Origin of the sequence: Tianweitania populi (genome assembly GCF_014652875.1) — a bacterium.
GTDB lineage: Bacteria > Pseudomonadota > Alphaproteobacteria > Rhizobiales > Rhizobiaceae > Tianweitania > Tianweitania populi.
The window spans coordinates 1,389,819-1,406,223 of sequence record NZ_BMZQ01000002.1; the positions used below are offsets into that span (position 1 = coordinate 1,389,819).

General features: G+C 61.3%; 18 protein-coding genes and 1 tRNA gene. 13 read left to right on the forward strand and 6 right to left on the reverse strand.

Features of this window, described 5'->3' with window-relative positions:
* The first annotated feature begins 60 nt into the window (after positions 1 to 60).
* Together IE166_RS16030 and IE166_RS16035 are read left to right on the forward strand one after the other, a co-directional pair.
* Positions 61 to 447 carry a fimbrial protein gene (locus IE166_RS16030; protein WP_189505605.1) on the forward strand — a complete coding sequence of 129 codons (387 nt, stop codon included), beginning with the start codon at positions 61 to 63 and terminating at the stop codon, positions 445 to 447.
* An 81-nt stretch (positions 448 to 528) separates the two neighbouring features.
* Positions 529 to 603, forward strand: a tRNA-Glu gene (locus IE166_RS16035).
* 23 nt (positions 604 to 626) lie between these two features.
* On the opposite strand, the gene IE166_RS16040 is transcribed toward IE166_RS16035, so the two are convergent.
* The 3 genes from IE166_RS16040 to IE166_RS16050 form a co-directional block, all read right to left on the reverse strand.
* Complete coding sequence (locus IE166_RS16040) at positions 627 to 1,649, reverse strand: bile acid:sodium symporter family protein (RefSeq protein WP_189505607.1); 1,023 nt, start codon at positions 1,647 to 1,649, stop codon at positions 627 to 629.
* A gap of 155 nt (positions 1,650 to 1,804) precedes the next feature.
* Complete coding sequence (locus IE166_RS16045) at positions 1,805 to 2,128, reverse strand: RcnB family protein (RefSeq protein WP_189505609.1); 324 nt, start codon at positions 2,126 to 2,128, stop codon at positions 1,805 to 1,807.
* A gap of 158 nt (positions 2,129 to 2,286) precedes the next feature.
* Positions 2,287 to 2,538: a hypothetical protein gene (locus tag IE166_RS16050; RefSeq protein WP_189505610.1), complete on the reverse strand. Its 252-nt coding sequence runs from the start codon at positions 2,536 to 2,538 to the stop codon at positions 2,287 to 2,289.
* Positions 2,539 to 2,822: 284 nt separating this feature from the next.
* Here IE166_RS16050 and IE166_RS16055 point away from each other — a divergent pair, with 284 nt between their 5' ends.
* Positions 2,823 to 3,509 (forward strand): gamma-glutamylcyclotransferase, encoded by a 687-nt coding sequence (locus IE166_RS16055; RefSeq protein ID WP_189505612.1) that lies wholly within the window; start codon positions 2,823 to 2,825, stop codon positions 3,507 to 3,509.
* A 6-nt stretch (positions 3,510 to 3,515) separates the two neighbouring features.
* On the opposite strand, the gene IE166_RS16060 is transcribed toward IE166_RS16055, so the two are convergent.
* On the reverse strand, positions 3,516 to 5,000 hold the full coding sequence (locus tag IE166_RS16060; RefSeq protein WP_189505614.1) for a sensor histidine kinase: 1,485 nt from the start codon (positions 4,998 to 5,000) through the stop codon (positions 3,516 to 3,518).
* A 166-nt stretch (positions 5,001 to 5,166) separates the two neighbouring features.
* Complete coding sequence (locus IE166_RS16065) at positions 5,167 to 5,532, reverse strand: hypothetical protein (protein ID WP_189506063.1); 366 nt, start codon at positions 5,530 to 5,532, stop codon at positions 5,167 to 5,169.
* 168 nt (positions 5,533 to 5,700) lie between these two features.
* Between IE166_RS16065 and IE166_RS16070 the strand changes: the two genes are divergently transcribed.
* The 10 genes from IE166_RS16070 to IE166_RS16115 all read left to right on the forward strand — a co-directional run bounded on the left by IE166_RS16070 (position 5,701) and on the right by IE166_RS16115 (position 16,027).
* Positions 5,701 to 6,012, forward strand: a complete 312-nt coding sequence (locus IE166_RS16070) for a hypothetical protein (RefSeq protein WP_189505616.1) — start codon at positions 5,701 to 5,703, stop codon at positions 6,010 to 6,012.
* Positions 6,013 to 6,273: 261 nt separating this feature from the next.
* On the forward strand, positions 6,274 to 7,296 hold the full coding sequence (locus tag IE166_RS16075) for a PstS family phosphate ABC transporter substrate-binding protein (protein ID WP_189505618.1): 1,023 nt from the start codon (positions 6,274 to 6,276) through the stop codon (positions 7,294 to 7,296).
* A gap of 141 nt (positions 7,297 to 7,437) precedes the next feature.
* The gene (pstC, locus tag IE166_RS16080; RefSeq protein ID WP_189505620.1) at positions 7,438 to 8,814 is read left to right on the forward strand and encodes a phosphate ABC transporter permease subunit PstC; all 1,377 of its coding nucleotides are present in this window, start codon (positions 7,438 to 7,440) and stop codon (positions 8,812 to 8,814) included.
* Between the two features lie 4 nt (positions 8,815 to 8,818).
* Positions 8,819 to 10,192 carry a phosphate ABC transporter permease PstA gene (pstA, locus tag IE166_RS16085; protein WP_189505628.1) on the forward strand — a complete coding sequence of 458 codons (1,374 nt, stop codon included), beginning with the start codon at positions 8,819 to 8,821 and terminating at the stop codon, positions 10,190 to 10,192.
* 98 nt (positions 10,193 to 10,290) lie between these two features.
* A complete protein-coding gene (gene pstB, locus IE166_RS16090; RefSeq protein WP_385966136.1) occupies positions 10,291 to 11,073 on the forward strand; it encodes a phosphate ABC transporter ATP-binding protein PstB in 783 nt (260 codons plus the stop codon).
* 20 nt (positions 11,074 to 11,093) lie between these two features.
* Positions 11,094 to 11,801, forward strand: a complete 708-nt coding sequence (phoU, locus tag IE166_RS16095; RefSeq protein ID WP_189505632.1) for a phosphate signaling complex protein PhoU — start codon at positions 11,094 to 11,096, stop codon at positions 11,799 to 11,801.
* 27 nt (positions 11,802 to 11,828) lie between these two features.
* Positions 11,829 to 12,518 (forward strand): phosphate regulon transcriptional regulator PhoB, encoded by a 690-nt coding sequence (phoB, locus tag IE166_RS16100; protein ID WP_189505634.1) that lies wholly within the window; start codon positions 11,829 to 11,831, stop codon positions 12,516 to 12,518.
* 241 nt (positions 12,519 to 12,759) lie between these two features.
* Entirely contained in the window at positions 12,760 to 13,797 is a 1,038-nt protein-coding gene (gene xylF / locus IE166_RS16105) for a D-xylose ABC transporter substrate-binding protein (RefSeq protein WP_189505637.1), read from the forward strand.
* A gap of 105 nt (positions 13,798 to 13,902) precedes the next feature.
* A complete protein-coding gene (locus IE166_RS16110) occupies positions 13,903 to 15,216 on the forward strand; it encodes a sugar ABC transporter permease (protein WP_189505639.1) in 1,314 nt (437 codons plus the stop codon).
* Between the two features lie 10 nt (positions 15,217 to 15,226).
* Complete coding sequence (locus tag IE166_RS16115; protein ID WP_189505640.1) at positions 15,227 to 16,027, forward strand: ATP-binding cassette domain-containing protein; 801 nt, start codon at positions 15,227 to 15,229, stop codon at positions 16,025 to 16,027.
* A 68-nt stretch (positions 16,028 to 16,095) separates the two neighbouring features.
* On the opposite strand, the gene IE166_RS16120 is transcribed toward IE166_RS16115, so the two are convergent.
* Positions 16,096 to 16,347 (reverse strand): glycine zipper domain-containing protein, encoded by a 252-nt coding sequence (locus IE166_RS16120; protein ID WP_189505642.1) that lies wholly within the window; start codon positions 16,345 to 16,347, stop codon positions 16,096 to 16,098.
* Between the last annotated feature and the right edge of the window lie 58 nt (positions 16,348 to 16,405).

Here is a 16,405-nt window from a genome sequence, read left to right on the forward strand (position 1 = left end):
CGGCGGCGGCTTCGCTATCACGGCCACTCATTATGGCACGCATCTCCTGGAAGTGAGTTCATGAATCAGCAGGATCCCGATCTCGACGACGACAAGCCGCTCGATCCGGCGGTGGAGAATGTTCGCCGCAAGCTCGTGCGCTTCATGGCGATCAATCTCGGCCTGCTGTTTTTGGCGCTTATGGCGGTCGTGCTGGCAATTGTCTACCGCTGGACCCGAACACCCGAACCCGAAGCAGTCCCTGCCGCCGAAACCGCGACGATCCCGCAAGGCGACGACCGCATCCAGTCCGTGCCCTTAGCTGAAGGCACGCGCGTCACCGGCCAATCCCTGTCCGGCAACCGCGTCGCGCTCGACACGATCGAGCCGAACGGCAACCGTGTTCTGGTGATCTACGACTTCACCGCCGGCCGCATTATTGCCCGCGTCGCCCTGCCGGCACTCTGATCCGCACAGGTTTTTGGCCTGCGCATCAACAGGCCATTGCCTTTTCGCAAAGTGCCGTTTATATCGCGGTCACTCCGGCTAGCGCCCATCGTCTAGCGGTTAGGACGGCGCCCTCTCACGGCGCAAACAGGGGTTCGATTCCCCTTGGGCGTACCACCTCTTCTCCCCATTCAAGCTCTTCAAGCCTTGGTTTCCACGGCTTGCACCACCGTGTTCACGGCGTTGGCATCGGCGTCCGCGTGGGCTGCGTAGCGCTGTGCCAGAAGGGCGCAGATGAAGAGCTGGATCTGGTGGAAGATCATCAGCGGCAGCACGACCAGGGATACGGACTGCCCGGCAAAGAGGATGCCGGCCATGGGCACGCCGGTGGCGAGGCTTTTCTTTGAGCCGCAGAACAGGATCGTGATCTGGTCTTCGCGGCTGAAGCCGAGCAGCTTTCCTAGCAATGCCGTGATCGCGAGGATCAAAGCGAGCAGAATGCAGGCGGTTGCCAGGATCCAGATGAGGTCGGTGCCGTCCACATGCGACCACACGCCCGCCACCATGCCTTCGCTGAAGGCAGCATAAACCACCAGCAGGATCGCGCCGCGATCGGTGAATTGGGTCATGCGCGCATGACGCTGAAGGAACTTGCCGATCAGCGGGCGGCACAGCTGGCCGATCGCGAAGGGCAGCAGGATCTGCAGCGCGATGTCGCCGACCGAGCTCAGATCGAAGCTTTCGCCACCCTGGGCGCCGATGATCAGGCCGACCAGAAGCGGTGTCACAAAGACGCCGGCTAGGTTCGACAGGCTGGCGCTGGTGATGGCGGCTGCGACATTGCCTCTGGCGATCGAGGTAAAGGCGATCGAGGACTGCACGGTCGACGGCAGCAGGCACAGAAACAAGATGCCGAGCACCAGATCATCCGGCAGATGACCGCGTAAGACATGCGACGCGATCAGCCCGAGAACCGGGAAGATGCCGTAGGTGCAGATGAAGACAAGCGATTGCAGCCGCCAATGCAGCAAGCCGGACGCAACGGCTGATGGTGACAGCTTGGCGCCATACAGAAAGAACAGCAGCGCGATGGCCGCGGTCACGACCCAGTCGAGCACGTCGGCTGCGTCGCCGCGCGCGGGCAGCAAGGCTGCCAGGAGCATCGCCCCCAGAAGCATGATCAGGAACGGGTCGAGAAGGATCTTGCGGAGGAGCATTTGCATGGAGGCGGGCTTTCGAGGAATCGAACGGCCCGCACTATGGCATCATTCCCAGCCCATTGCAGGGGCAGACGGGGAAGGATGGATCGTCCAGCCGCGCCCGGTCATCGCAGAGTTGCAACGGCCGCGATGAAGCGGCCGGTGCAAGAGCGGGTCGATTACCGTGCAGCAGCGATGCCGGCAACGACACCCGTCGCCAGGGTGATCAACAGGTAGTCATTGTCGACCTTGACCCAATGCTGGCCGCGACCTGGAGCCCGCAGACCGTGGCGCTTGTAGTCGCGGATCGCCGCGCGCTTGCGCCAATCGGATACACGCTCGCCGCGCTTCCAGCTGTGGCGCTTGGCATCCTGATGCTTCTTCTGGCTGTAATGGTGACCCTGGCGTGTATCCTGGTGACGGCTCTGCGCCTGCGCGACGGGAACAGCGAGCATGGCAACGGCCGCGGTGGACAGAACGAGACGCTTGAAAATCTTGGACATGAGAAACTCCTTGAACTCAACGCATGCTTTTTGAGCCCGTGCTGATGAACGAGGTGTGAATGACTGCATTACAAATCTGTAACTGAATCAGAGGCTTGACTTGCCTCTTCCTGCTTCTAGGAAGCGCCATCGTTCGCTTAAGAAAAAGCTTAGCTGGCTTACAGGATGGTCTGTTCTATGGCTGCCTGGCTGGGCTTGAACGGGCCGTCGAAAGCCAGGGGGCAGCGATGGCGCACCGCGCTGATGGCGATCAGCTGAACCAGTTCTTCATCCGTGTGTTCGCAGTCCGACACGGTTTCGCGCAGATGCGCAACGGCAGCCTTGGTGGAAAGCGGGCGCGACGAGGTACGGCGCAGCAGGATGTAGGCTTCTGTAACCGACCAGGCCGACTGCTCATTGGTGGACGACATGAATGCGGAGCTCCCCTCGAACGCCGCTCATTTAGGAAGCCAGCCTTCTTTTGCGTAGGGCAGACAGTGCGCAAAAAGGGAGGTCTGCTGACACCAAGAGGGGGTAGCCTGGCGGATAACCATCCAAACTTCACACGCAAGGCGCCTCTGTCCCGTTTTCGGGCGCTTGAAGCGGCTGCAGCTCATCCATGACAGCCATAACAGGGGGAATGACCCGGTTGACGCTGCGTCGCTGATGACAGGGTGGGGCTCAGCGCCTAGCTTGTTTTACCATGACCCGCCACATGACGCTGACCCCCGAGCTTGTTGCCTTGAGCGTTCGTCCCGAGCCGGAGCTTGCTCCCGAGCCCGGCATGACGCTTTTGTCCGATGACGAGCTTGATGTGCTGGCGCGTCGCTACGATGCGGAATGCGGCGATGATCCCTTGTGGGTCTTTGCTTACGGCTCACTGATCTGGAAGCCGGACTTCGATGCCACCGGTCATATGCGGGCAAGCGCCTATGGCTGGCATCGCTCGTTTTGTTTGATCATGCGGGGTTGGCGCGGCACGCCGGAACAGCCGGGCTTGATGATGGCGCTGGAGCGCGGCGGGCGTTGCGATGGTGTGATCTATCGCATCGCCGAAGACGACCGCGTGAGCCAGATCCGGCGCATGTTGTGGCGGGAATTGCGCTACCACCAGCATGCCCACATGATCCGCTGGATCACGGTAGACACAGACCAGGGCAAGATGCGCGTTCTGGCTTTTTGGGCAGGACCGACCGGCGAAAACACGGCGCGAAAACTGCCGCTGGCCGACGTCGCCGTAATTCTCGCCCGCGCTTGCGGCCACGCCGGGTCCTGCGCGGAATACCTTTACAACACCGTCGCCCATCTGGAGGCTTTCGGCATCCACGACCGCAATCTCTGGCGCTTGCAGGATCTGGTGGCGCGGGAACTGCGGCAGCTGCATCCCGCTGCTGCGGCTTGAACCAGGCTAGTCGCGCAGGGAAGACAGGTCGGCCGACAAGCGGAAGCGGAAGCCGTCGGGCGCGTAAACCGACTCGCTGCTGCAACGGATCGCGCCGGCCAGACCGGCCTTGATGAGGCGGCTGCCGGAACCAGTGGTGGTGGGCTTCACGACCTGCGGGCCGTTGCTTTCGCTCCAGTCGAGAACGAAGTGCTCGATGCCGTCGCGCATTTCTGCATTCCAGCTGAGATCGATCTGGCCACCTTCCACTGACAAGGCCCCGTGCTTGAAGGCGTTGGTGGCGAGTTCGTGCAGGATCAGCGACAGAGACAACGCCTGCTTGGCGCCCAGTACAATCTTTGGTCCTTCGATGGTGAATTGCTTGTTGCGCAGGTCGCTGTGCAGGTTGACGACGGCATCGGCGATTTCGCGCACACCGGTGCGACCACCCACGCCGACCTGGATCATGTCATGGGCGCGTCCCAGAACCTGGATACGGTCGCTGATGCTCTTGCGCGCGCCGGCCAGATCTTCGGCCGAGCGCATCGTTTGCGACACGATCGCCTGCACCATTGCCAGCTGGTTCTTCATGCGGTGCGCCAGTTCCTGATTCAGCACCTCCTGCTGGCGTTCGGACTGCACGCGGTCGGTTACATCGAGTGCCTGGACGAAAATGCCGTCCACATTTCCGGCTTCATCCCGAAGTGCCTGATATACGAAATCGACGACGCGCTCTTCGAACTTGCCATCCGACAAACGATTGAGCGTGATCGGCATGTTGGTGCCGACATAGGCCTCGCCGGTGCGATACACCGCATCGAGCAGATCGATGAAGCCTTGTTCGGCGATCTCGGGAAGTGCCTCGCGCACGGAACGGCCAACTAGTTCCTTGCGCCCGACCAGATGTTCATAGGACGCGTTGGCCATCTCGAACACGTGCTCGGGACTGCGCAGAACGGCGACACTGCCCGGTGCCTGTTCGAAGACCTGCCGCAACAGATCGCTTTCACGATGATGCTGGCGCCGCGCCATCACCATTCGCGTTGTTTCCGCGCAGGCGCAGAACATGCCGAGCACCGCACCGTCATCGCCGCGCACCGGCGTATAGGAAAAGGCGAAATGTGTTTCCTCGGGATAGCCATGGCGGTGCATGGTCAACTGGATGTCGTCCATCTGCGTGCCGATGCCTTGATAGGCACGCGCAAGAATCGGCTCGATGTCGTCCCAGATATCGAACCACAAATCGCGAAAGGGCTGGCCGAGTGCGGCCGGGTGGCGATTGCCGCACATCGGGGCATAGCCATCATTGTAAAGCGTGATCTGTTCCGGTCCCCACACGATCAGCATGGGCTGAACCGAACCCAGCGCCAGACCAACCGTCGTGCGCAGCTGCGGCGACCACGTGCTTGGAACGCCGAGAGGCGACCGGGCCCAGTCAAAGCCGCGCATCAGCGCACCGCATTCGCCGCCATTTTGCAGAATCGGGTCGTCCACCCAGTCAGTCGTCGTCATCGGTGGGCGTTCATCCAGCTCCGAAGGAACTTACGTCTTAGCGTCATCCACCGGCAGGGTCACCATCATCTGTAAGTGTCGGGCCAGTCCGTCCGACAATCTCCTGACATAAAAAACGCCCGGCTGATGAAGCCGGGCGCTTTTTCATTACCCGCGATCGAAGCGATCAGACTTCGCCGAAGCGTGAGCCTTCACGCGAGTTGTCGCGGGCGATCGAACGCTCTTCGTCGTCGTCCGGCAGGGCTTCATCGGACTCCTGATACGGATTGTCGTCATCCTGGCCGGTTACGTCCTCGGCTTCGTCGTCTTCGATTTCGTCAAGCGAGACGAGGTCTTCATCGTCGTCGAACAGATCGGCTTCGGCGAGATCCGCATCTTCCGTGTCGATCTCGTCGTCACCCAGTAGATCGTCGTCTGCAAGTACGGCACCGTCTTCTGTCCCTGCGGTGTCGGCACCGGGGAGACGGTTCTCGTCGCTGGGCAAGCGATCTTCGTTCAACGCATCGTTTCGGCGATTATCTTGGTCGGCCATGGTGGTCTCCTTCCCGAGACAGGTTGATCGAACCTAGAACCATTCTGGTGGCGGTTTGTTGCGGCCGCACGAGGGCATTTCTGTATGCGTCCTGTCACTTCGATCGGGGAACAAAGCTTGGTCCCATCCGTTCCTAGAACTTCCATTCATTGATTTGAGGACCGATCCATGACGTCTTTCTCGAAATTCCGCGACGATCTTGGAGGCGACGTGAGCGATCAGCTTGCTTCCCTGCAGAAGGAAGTGGCCGTGCTGCGCAAGCAGGTGAGGAAGCAGTCGTCGCAGGTTTATGACGATGCGTCTGAAACCATTGCGGACCTGATCGACAGCTTCCTCACCAACACCAAGGGCGCGCGCAAGGAGCTGTATTCCAAGGCTCGTTTCGTGGAAGCCACAGCCAAGGACAACCCGGTCGCGACAGCCGTTGTCGGCTTCACCATTATCGGCCTTCTGATCGCGCTGTTTTCCTCGCGCCGCTGATCTGAACGACGAGACTGATCCAAGCAGAAGCCGGCCTCGCGCCGGCTTTTTGCTGTTTGAAGCTGACGCCTAGACTCTGCATGACAAGAATTTGCAGCCGCTCTTGTAGCCGATCGGCGGATGATCTTCACTCATCATTGAGCCGATATAAAACTGTCATGTAACTGTTACACAGACCCCCTAAGCCTCCCCTCGCAGCCCGCGGGCAAGACGCCCCACGGTGCATCCGAATTTGAATTTATCCGGAACGGAGTAGGCTCCATGAACAAGCTTTTGCTTTCGACCGCCGTTGCGGCGATCCTCCTCGCAGGCCCAGCCTCGGCTCAGTCCCGCGACACCATCCAGATCGCCGGTTCCTCGACCGTGCTGCCTTTCGCCTCGATCGTGGCCGAAGAATTCGGCAACGCTTTCCCTGACTTCAAGGCACCTGTTGTCGGCTCCGGCGGCACCGGCGGTGGTTTGAAGCAGTTCTGTGAAGGTGTCGGCGAAAACACCATCGACATCGCCAACGCTTCGCGTCCGATCAAGAAGGAAGAGATCGAGGCCTGCAAGGCCAAGGGCGTCGAGAAGATCCAGGAAGTCCAGTTCGGCTTCGACGGCATCGTGTTCGCCACCAGCAGCAACCAGGGCGACTTCAAACTGCAGCCGGTCCACGTCTACAAGGCGATCGCTGCACAGGTTCCGGTTGACGGCAAGATGGTCGCCAACCCTTATAAGAACTGGAAGGACATCGACGCATCGCTTCCGGACCAGGAAATCAACGTCGCCATCCCCGGTTCCAACCACGGCACCCGCGAAGTCTTCCAGGAGAAGATGATCGCTCCAGGCTGCAAGGAAGCCAAGCTGCCGGAAATGGACAAGGAAGCCATGACCAAGGCTTGCGAAACCTTCCGTCAGGACGTCGTCGTTGAAATCTCCGGCGATTACACCGAGACGCTGGCTCGCCTGCAGGCCAATCCGTCCACCGTTGGCGTGTTCGGCCTTTCCTTCTACGAGCAGAACCGCGACACGCTGAAGGTTGCCGACGTTTCCGGCGTTACGCCTTCGCTCGAGACCGTTGCTTCGGGCAAGTATCCGGTGTCGCGTCCGCTCTACTTCTACGTCAAGGGCGAGCACATCGGCACGATCCCGGGCATCAAGGAATATACCGAGTTCTTCCTGTCCGACGCGGTGACCGGCTCGGGCGGCACGCTGGAAGGCGCTGGCCTCATCCCGATGCCGGACGACAAGCGCGCCGAAGCCTTGAAGGCTTTCGAAGACGGCAAGACCGTCGCAGCGAAGTAAAACTTTTGGAGAAGGGCGGGGCGCATCGGCGCTCCGCCTTTTTCGGTGTCTTGCCACGCGCGCAGCTGACGGCATTGTCTTTGCCTTAAAGCCTGGTCGCGCATAGCCGACTTGTTTTGACGTCTTTTCTGGAGTGGGTTCGTGAACAGCCTGGTCGTTGCCGCTCTGCTTCTCCTTCTCCTGGCCGCATCCTATCAGATCGGCCTTTCGCGTAGCCGCGCCGTTGCCGGCAGCAGCACGCTGAAAATGCATTCGCGCCCGAATTATCATGGCATGATGGTCGCGCTCTGGTGCCTGGTGCCCGCGCTGGCCATCCTGCTTGTCTGGTTTTTCGTCGGCGACGACGTCGTTCGCACCTACACGCTGTCGCTTCTGCCGCCCGAGGTGGTGAACGGCGACGCCACGCAACTGCGTGATGCGCTTCGTCGCGTCGAACAGATTTCCACCGGCTATGGCGTGGTTGGCGATGCGCAGCCCTACGAAAACGCGGCCGGGCAGTCCCTACACGAATTTCGCTTGCTGACCTTCTGGGCCACCGTTGCGGTGGCTGCCGGCCTCGGCATCATCGGGCTGCTCGTCATGCGCGCGCGCATCGCTCCAAGGCTGCGCGCCCGCAACGAGTTTGAAGCCGTTGTGAAGGTGCTGCTGGCGATCTGCTCGGGCATCGCGATCCTCACCACGGTCGGCATCATCGCCTCGCTTCTGCGCGAGGCGCTGCACTTCTTCTCCTTTATCTCGCCGATGGACTTCTTCTTCGGCACCGTGTGGGCACCGCGCTTTTCCGCGACAGCGGGCGGCGATTACGGTCAGTACGGCCTGCTGCCGCTCTTGTGGGGTACGATCATGGTGTCCACCATCGCCATGCTGGTCGCTATCCCGCTCGGGCTGATGTCGGCGATCTACCTGGCCGAATATGCGCCGCGCAAAGTGCGTGCCTTCGCCAAGCCGGCCATCGAAATCCTCGCCGGTATCCCTTCGATCATCTACGGCTTCTTCGCCCTCGTCACGCTTGGACCGGCCCTGGCTGCTCTTGGCGGCATGATCGGCGTGCCGATCCGTGCCACATCAGCGCTCACCGCCGGCATCGCGATGGGCATCATGATCATCCCCTTCGTGTCTTCCTTGTCCGACGACATCATCACCCAGGTGCCGGGCGCCATGCGTGACGGTTCGCTGGGCATGGGTGCCACCAAGTCCGAAACCATCCGCCGCGTGGTTCTGCCTGCAGCACTGCCTGGCATCGTCGGCGCCTTTCTTCTGGCCGTGTCCAAGGCTTTCGGCGAAACCATGATCGTGGTTCTCGCTGCCGGCAACGCGCCGATCCTTCGCTTCAACCCGTTCGAGGCGACGTCCACCGTCACCGTGTCCATCGTCAACCAGCTGACCGGCGACACCAACTTCGCCAGCCCACAGAGCCTTGTCGCCTTCGCGCTCGGGCTCACGCTGTTTGCCATGACGCTCTGCCTCAATGTCATCGCGCTTTATGTCGTGCGCAAATATCGGGAGCAGTACGAGTAAGACCATGACCGTTTCCGCTGTGTCCTCTCCCAAGTCATCGGCTGCCGCCAGCTCGCCCAACCGCAGCCGCATCCAGGCCAGCCTGAAGCGCCGGCGCGGTGCCGAAACCCGCTTCCGCTTCTACGGCATCGCCTCCGTCACGATTGCCATCGGCTTCGTGCTCTTCCTGTTCGGCACGATCCTGCATGATGGCGTGCCGGCCTTCTGGCAGCCGGTGGTGAAGGTCGATGTGACCTTCGATCCGGCCGTCATCAAGGTCGAGCCCAAGCCGGTCCAGCAGCCCGACCAGTCGCCCGCCGCTTTCCAGCGTGCGAACCTGGATTGGCAGCGCAAGGTGTCGCTGCTGAACTGGAACCGCATCGTGGAAAACAGCGTCCGCGCTGAAGCCCCCGATATCCAGATGACGCCGCGCGACATTCAGGCGATGATCTCGCAGAACGAGCGCTATCGTCTGCGCAACATGTTCATCGAGAACCCTGATCTGCTCGGCAAGACCGTGCCCGTCGAGTTGCTCGCTTCGGCCAATGTCGATGTCTGGCTGAAGGGCGACATCGATCGCTCGATCGCCAGCGACCGCCAGCAGCTGCCGGAAGCCGCGCGCACCTTGGCCGATCGTTTCTATGAAGACGGCCGCATCCGCATGGCCTTTGCATCCGTGCTGTTCACCAACACCGATTCCCGCAATGCCCCTGCCGAAGCCGGCCTGCTCGGTGCCTTTATCGGTTCGCTTTACATGATGATCATCGTCATTGTGCTGGCGGTTCCGGTCGGTGTGGCCAGCGCTATCTATCTCGAAGAGTTCGCCCCGAAGAACCGGCTGACCGACCTGATCGAGGTCAACATCAACAACCTCGCAGCCGTGCCGTCCATCGTGTTCGGTTTGTTGGGTGCCGCGGTCTTCATCAACTACTTTCACCTGCCATTGTCGGCGCCGCTGGCTGGCGGTCTCGTGCTCAGCCTGATGACGCTGCCCACCGTGATCATCGCGACCCGCGCCGCTCTTCGCGCCGTGCCGCCTTCGCTTCGCCAGGCCGCACTTGGCCTCGGTGCGTCGCGCACCCAGACCGTGTTCCACCACGTTTTGCCGGTCACCTATCCCGGCATCCTGACCGCCACGATCATCGGCGTGGCGCAAGCGATCGGCGAAACCGCGCCGCTGCTTCTGATCGGCATGAACGCCTTCGTGACCTCGCTGCCGGTCAGCCCGCTCGACCAATCCACCGCTTTGCCGGTTCAGATCTTCCTTTGGGAAGGCAATGAGAACCGCAACTACTTCGAGCCGAAGACAGCGGCGGCGATCATTATCCTTCTCACTGTAATGTTGGCCCTCAATGCGATCGCGATTGTTCTGCGGTCACGCTTCGAAAGGCGCGCATGATGTTTAATGCTCCGGAGACCCAGAAAATGAACGCGAACGTCGCCCCGGTTTCTATTCCCGACCCGGCCTCGGTTGCGTTGCCCAAGACCTTCCAGACGGTGCGCACGCCAGATCCCGAACCCCGCCAAGTGCGCGTTCACGCCAAGGATGTCAGTGTCTTCTATGGTCCGAAGCAGGCGCTGTTCGATGTCTCGATCGATATTCCGGAAAAGGCCGTCACCGCCTTCATCGGCCCGTCGGGTTGCGGCAAGTCGACCTTTTTGCGCTGCCTCAACCGCATGAACGACACGATCGAAGGCGCGCGCGTGTCCGGCACGATCCAGCTGGACGGCGAGGATCTCTATGATCCCAAGCTCGACGTAGTGGAATTGCGCGCCCGCATCGGCATGGTGTTCCAGAAGCCGAACCCGTTCCCGAAGACCATCTTCGAGAACGTCGCTTACGGCCCGCGCATTCACGGCCTCGCCACCTCAAAAACCGATCTCGAACAGATCGTCGTGGAAAGCCTGCAGAAGGCCTCGCTCTTCAACGAGGTGAAGGACCGTCTGCATGAAGTCGGCACCGGCCTGTCCGGCGGCCAGCAGCAGCGCCTTTGCATCGCCCGCGCCATCGCCGTGTCGCCGGAAGTGATCCTTATGGACGAGCCGTGCTCGGCACTCGATCCGATCGCGACCGCTAAGATCGAGGAGCTGATCGACGAGTTGCGCGCCAACTACACGATCGTCATCGTGACCCACTCGATGCAGCAGGCGGCCCGCGTGTCGCAGCGCACGGCGTTCTTCCATCTCGGCATTCTGGTCGAGGAAGGTCCCACCGAGATGATGTTCACGAGCCCCGCCGAAAAGCGCACGCAAGACTACATCACCGGTCGCTTCGGCTGATCGGGGAAGGGAGCAGCATCATGGTTGCACATACCGTTACTTCCTTCGACGAGGAACTTGCCGCCATCGACCGGATCATCCGTGACATGGGGCATTTTTCGGCCGCTATGGTTCAAGCCGCGACGGTCGCCCTGCTTGAAGGCGAGCAGGATATGGCGCGTCGCGTCATTGCCGATGACGCCGTCATGGATGCCCGTCAGCGCGAGTTGGACGAACGCGCCATAACGCTGATCGGCAAGCGCCAGCCGATGGCCGACGATCTGCGCACGGTTGTCGGCGCCATCCGCATCGCGTCCGATCTCGAGCGCATCGGCGATCTCGCCAAGAACCTCGGCAAGCGCGTTGCGGCAGTCGACAAGAGCCCGGCCTCGCAGACTTTCGCGCACAGCATCGAGTCCATGGCCGAACTGGTCCAGCACCAGCTCGAACGCGTCGTCGACATCTATATCGAGCGCGACGCCGAGGCTCTGGTGCCGCTGCGGGCCGATGACGAGAAGATCGACGTGCAATATACGGCCGTGTTCCGCGAACTTCTGACCTACATGATGGAAGATCCGCGCAACATCACCGCCTGCACGCATCTCCTGTTCTGCGCCAAGAACCTGGAGCGCATCGGCGATCATGTTACCAACATCGCCGAAAACGCCTATTATGTCATGACCGGCTCGCAGCTTCCGGCCAACCGACCCAAGGTCGATGAAACGGGAACGCAGCCGTCACTGGCGTAAGAATGCTGATCCGAGATTGATTATTGAATGATCGCGCCGAAAATCATGATCGTGGAGGATGAGGAGCCCTTGGGCGTCCTCCTCCAGTACAATTTGGAATCCGAAGGCTATCAAGTCGAGATCGTTACCCGTGGGGACGAGGCCGATCTGCGGCTGCAGGAGCATGTGCCGGACCTTCTTGTCCTTGACTGGATGGTGCCCGGCGTATCCGGCATCGAGATCTGCCGCCGTTTGCGGGTGCGCCCCGAAACCGAACGCCTGCCGGTGATCATGCTCACGGCCCGCGGCGAAGAAAGCGACCGCGTACGCGGTCTGGCGACCGGCGCCGACGATTATCTCGTGAAGCCGTTCTCGACGCCGGAGTTTCTCGCACGCGTCCGCGCGCTGCTGCGTCGCGCCAAGCCGGAAGTCCTGTCCAGCGTGCTCAAGGTCGGCGATCTCGTGCTCGATCGCGAGTCCCATCGCGTGTTCCGCAAGAAGAGCGAAGTGAAGCTCGGTCCAACTGAGTTCCGCCTGCTCGAATTCATGATGCGCCATCCCGGCCGCGTATTTTCGCGCGGTCAGCTGCTCGACAATGTCTGGGGCGAAACGATCTATATCGACGAGCGCACCGTCGACGTGCATGTCGGCCGCCTACGCAAAGCGGTAAACACCAACCGCATGCCGGACGTGATCCGCACCGTGCGCGGCGCCGGTTATTCCATCAGCGAGGAATAGCCGCGTCACGCGACTAGCCGGGCAGGGCGCTGATGCCGTTGCCCGACGCGTCCACGCTAAGAGTGATGCTGCCGTTCAGCAGCCATCCGCCTCTCCGCTTTCCTTCTCCACTGCCATTCCCACATGCTCCCAAGGGCTACGTTGACAGGTGCCCCACCGCCGGGTCACTCTTTCTAAGAAGGTCGGCTACGCCGGCTTCGGTGAGGATCGTCGCGCGCTTTTCGCGTGCAGGGAGGAAATCATGAATCGTTTGGCAACCGCCTTGTTGGCGGGTGTGACGCTGTCGTTCGCCTTTGCCGGCATGGCGCAGGCGAAGGACAAGGTTATCGGCGTGTCCTGGTCCAACTTCCAGGAAGAGCGCTGGAAAACCGATGAAGCCGCCATGAAGAAGGCCATCGAGGCCGCCGGCGACAAGTATATCTCTGCCGACGCCCAGTCTTCGGCATCCAAGCAGCTGACTGATGTGGAATCGCTGATCTCGCAGGGCGCGAATGCCCTGATCATCCTGGCTCAGGATGCCAGCGCGATCGGTCCGGCCGTGCAGAAGGCGGTCGACGAGGGCATTCCGGTTGTCGGCTATGATCGCCTGATCGACAGCAAGGATGCCTTCTACCTCACCTTCGACAATGTCGAAGTCGGCCGCATGCAGGCCCGCGAAGTGTTCAAGGTGAAGCCCGAAGGCAATTACGTCTTCATCAAGGGCAACGGCGCCGATCCCAATGCCGACTTCCTGTTTGCCGGCGCGACCGAAGTGCTGAAGGACGCCATCTACTCTGGCAAGATCAAGAATGTCGGTGAGGCCTATACCGACGGCTGGCTGCCCGCGAACGCCCAGAAGAACATGGAGCAGTTCCTCACCGCCAACGACAACAAGGTTGATGCCGTGGTCGCCGCCAATGACGGAACCGCCGGCGGCGCGATTGCCGCGTTGAGCGCCCAGGGTCTCGCCGGCTCGGTTCCGGTTTCCGGCCAGGATGCCGACCATGCCGCGTTGAACCGCGTTGCGCAGGGCACGCAAACCGTCTCCGTCTGGAAGGACTCGCGCGAACTCGGCAAGACCGCCGCTGAAATCGCGTCTCAGCTGGCCGATGGAAAAGCGATGACCGACATCGCCAACGTAAAACCGTTCAAGTCGCCGTCCGGCACCGAACTCACCTCGCTCTTCCTCACCCCCGTTCCTATCACCAAGGACAACCTCAACCTGGTGATCGACGCCGGCTGGATCTCAAAGGAGGCCGCTTGTCAGGGTGCCGCTCAGGGCGTGAAGGGCTGCGAATAAATCGCTGAACCAGGAAAACGGGGCGCTCCAAGCGCCCCGTTTCGTGCTGCCATTTGGCCAAATGGTGCGCCAAGTCGCGTGTTGCGCGCGGCTGGAGGAGCAGAAATGACGGATATCACAACCACGCCGGTTGATCGCGCACGCGCTTCCGAGCTCGGCCCTTTTGCGCGCTTTTTGAAAGCAACCGAGCTGGATGTACGCATGCTCGGCATGCTGGCCGCGCTCGCCATCATCTGGGTCGGCCTGCATTTCCTCTCCGGCGGCCTGTTCCTAACCCCTCGCAATCTCTGGAACTTGTCCGTTCAATCCGCTTCCGTTGCCATCATGGCGACCGGCATGGTGCTGGTGATCGTCACTCGCAACATCGACCTTTCGGTCGGCTCCATCCTCGGCTTTTCCGGCATGGTCATGGGCGTCATGCAGGCGCAATGGCTGCCGCAATACCTAGGCATCCCGCTTGGCAGCCACTGGCTCTGGATCATCGCCCTGTGTTCCGGCCTGATCGTCGGCACGGCTATTGGTGCCCTACAGGGCTATGTCATTGCTTATATGGGCGTTCCTGCCTTTATCGTCACGCTCGGCGGCTTGCTGATCTGGCGCGGTGGGGCCTGGTGGCTAACCTCTGGCCAGACCGTTGCCCCGATGGACGAGACCTATCGCCTGATGGGCGGCGGGCCGGAAGGCTCGATCGGCGCGACCTGGAGCTGGATCGTTGCCGTCATAGCCTGTCTCGGCGTTATCTGGCTGCTGCGCTCGGCCCGCACCCAGCGCAAACGCTTCCATTTCCCGCTCCGCCCGGTATGGGCTGAGGTTTTCTTGGGCGCTGTCGCCTGCCTCGTCATTCTCGGCGCTGTCTTAGTCGCCAATTCATACGGCTGGCCGATCGGCATCGTGCGCCGCTATGCGCAGGAAAACGGCATCACCTTGCCCGAAGGCGGCTTGTTCATCGCCCACGGCATCGCCATTCCCGTTCTGATGGCCGTCGCGGTTGGTATCGTCATGACCTTCCTGACCCGCCGCACCCGTTTCGGCCGCTACGTCTTTGCGATCGGCGGCAATCCTGAAGCGGCAGCGCTGGCCGGCATCGCGACTCGTTGGGTGACGATGAAGATTTTTATGCTGATGGGGCTTCTGGCCGCCATCGGGGCTGCGATTTCGTCAGCACGCCTGAACGCGTCCACCAACGCACTGGGAACGTTGGATGAATTGCTCGTCATCGCGGCAGCGGTCATTGGCGGCACGTCGCTGGCCGGCGGCGCAGGGACGGTTCTTGGCGCCATGCTGGGCGCCTTGCTGATGCAATCGCTGCAGTCCGGCATGGTGCTGCTCGGCATCGACACGCCGCTGCAAAACATCATTGTCGGCTTTGTTCTGGTGCTCGCCGTGTGGCTCGACACCATGTACCGCAAGCGCGTCTAGGAGGCGAAGCATGGTTCCCCTCGCACCCACCACCGAAGTGCCGCTCGTCGAAATGCGCGACATCTCCATCGCCTTCGGCGGCATCCGCGCCGTCGATGATGCTTCGATCGACCTTTATCCCGGCGAAGTGGTCGCCCTGCTCGGTCACAACGGGGCCGGCAAGTCGACGCTGATCAAGATCCTCTCGGGTGCCTACAAGCGCGATAGCGGCGCCATCCTCGTGAACGGCGCGGAGGTGGCGATCAACAGCCCGCGCGATGCAAAGCAGTATGGCATCGAGACGATCTATCAGACACTGGCTTTGGCCGACAATGTCGATGCCGCAGCCAACCTGTTTCTCGGCCGCGAGTTGATGACGTCCTGGGGCACGCTGGACGATGTTGCGATGGAAGCCGAAGCGCGCAAGGTGATGGGGCGTCTCAATCCGCGCTTCCAGCGTTTCAAGGATCCCGTTGCGCGTCTGTCTGGCGGTCAGCGCCAATCGGTGGCAATCGCCCGCGCCATCCTGTTCAACGCCCGCATCCTGATCATGGATGAGCCGACGGCAGCGCTTGGACCGCAGGAAACAGCGCAAGTCGGTGAGTTGGTGAAGCAATTGAAGTCGGAAGGGATCGGCATCTTCCTGATCAGCCACGACATTCATGATGTCTTCGATCTGGCCGATCGCGTCTGCGTCATGAAGAACGGTCAGGTGGTCGGCACGGCCAAGACCACGGATGTGACACAGGATGAAGTGCTAGGAATGATCATCCTAGGCAAATGTCCGCCAGGCGCCATTCCTGGTCCCGGCGCAATGAAGGCGGCAGCATAGTCTGAAGGTCGGCCTATAAAAAAGAGGCCCCGAAGGACCTCTTTCGTTTTCCAAGAAACGTCGCCGGATCAGCAGCGCGCTTCGTAACGACGGCCGGTGCGGCGGTCTTCATAAAGGCAGTAGCCAGGGGTTGCTGCCTTGCCAATAACGTAGCCGGCAACTGCGCCAGCACCAGCACCGATGAGGGCGCCCGAAGTACGGCCGGTTGCGAGGCCACCGATGGCAGCGCCACCAGCCGCGCCAACAACTGCGCTCTGCTCAGCCGTGGTGCAACCAGCTACCGTGCCGAGCGCGGCCAACGCGAAAATGGTGTTCTTCATAGTCTGCTCTCCTAAAACGCGTCCCTTGCCGCGGATCATTGGACAAGGACCAAGACAA

What these genes read in the sequence shown, in the direction of transcription:
- IE166_RS16065 (WP_189506063.1), bottom strand. Translation starts at nt 5,532, where the DNA reads ATGGCCGACCAAGATAATCGCCGAAACGATGCGTTGAACGAAGATCGC.
- IE166_RS16045 (WP_189505609.1), bottom strand. Translation starts at nt 2,128, where the DNA reads ATGTCCAAGATTTTCAAGCGTCTCGTTCTGTCCACCGCGGCCGTTGCC.
- IE166_RS16050 (WP_189505610.1), bottom strand. Translation starts at nt 2,538, where the DNA reads ATGTCGTCCACCAATGAGCAGTCGGCCTGGTCGGTTACAGAAGCCTAC.
- IE166_RS16055 (WP_189505612.1), top strand. Translation starts at nt 2,823, where the DNA reads ATGACGCTGACCCCCGAGCTTGTTGCCTTGAGCGTTCGTCCCGAGCCG.
- phoB (WP_189505634.1), top strand. Translation starts at nt 11,829, where the DNA reads ATGATCGCGCCGAAAATCATGATCGTGGAGGATGAGGAGCCCTTGGGC.
- pstA (WP_189505628.1), top strand. Translation starts at nt 8,819, where the DNA reads ATGACCGTTTCCGCTGTGTCCTCTCCCAAGTCATCGGCTGCCGCCAGC.
- phoU (WP_189505632.1), top strand. Translation starts at nt 11,094, where the DNA reads ATGGTTGCACATACCGTTACTTCCTTCGACGAGGAACTTGCCGCCATC.
- xylF (WP_189505637.1), top strand. Translation starts at nt 12,760, where the DNA reads ATGAATCGTTTGGCAACCGCCTTGTTGGCGGGTGTGACGCTGTCGTTC.
- IE166_RS16070 (WP_189505616.1), top strand. Translation starts at nt 5,701, where the DNA reads ATGACGTCTTTCTCGAAATTCCGCGACGATCTTGGAGGCGACGTGAGC.
- IE166_RS16115 (WP_189505640.1), top strand. Translation starts at nt 15,227, where the DNA reads ATGGTTCCCCTCGCACCCACCACCGAAGTGCCGCTCGTCGAAATGCGC.
- IE166_RS16060 (WP_189505614.1), bottom strand. Translation starts at nt 5,000, where the DNA reads ATGACGACGACTGACTGGGTGGACGACCCGATTCTGCAAAATGGCGGC.
- IE166_RS16110 (WP_189505639.1), top strand. Translation starts at nt 13,903, where the DNA reads ATGACGGATATCACAACCACGCCGGTTGATCGCGCACGCGCTTCCGAG.
- IE166_RS16030 (WP_189505605.1), top strand. Translation starts at nt 61, where the DNA reads ATGAATCAGCAGGATCCCGATCTCGACGACGACAAGCCGCTCGATCCG.
- IE166_RS16075 (WP_189505618.1), top strand. Translation starts at nt 6,274, where the DNA reads ATGAACAAGCTTTTGCTTTCGACCGCCGTTGCGGCGATCCTCCTCGCA.
- IE166_RS16040 (WP_189505607.1), bottom strand. Translation starts at nt 1,649, where the DNA reads ATGCAAATGCTCCTCCGCAAGATCCTTCTCGACCCGTTCCTGATCATG.
- IE166_RS16120 (WP_189505642.1), bottom strand. Translation starts at nt 16,347, where the DNA reads ATGAAGAACACCATTTTCGCGTTGGCCGCGCTCGGCACGGTAGCTGGT.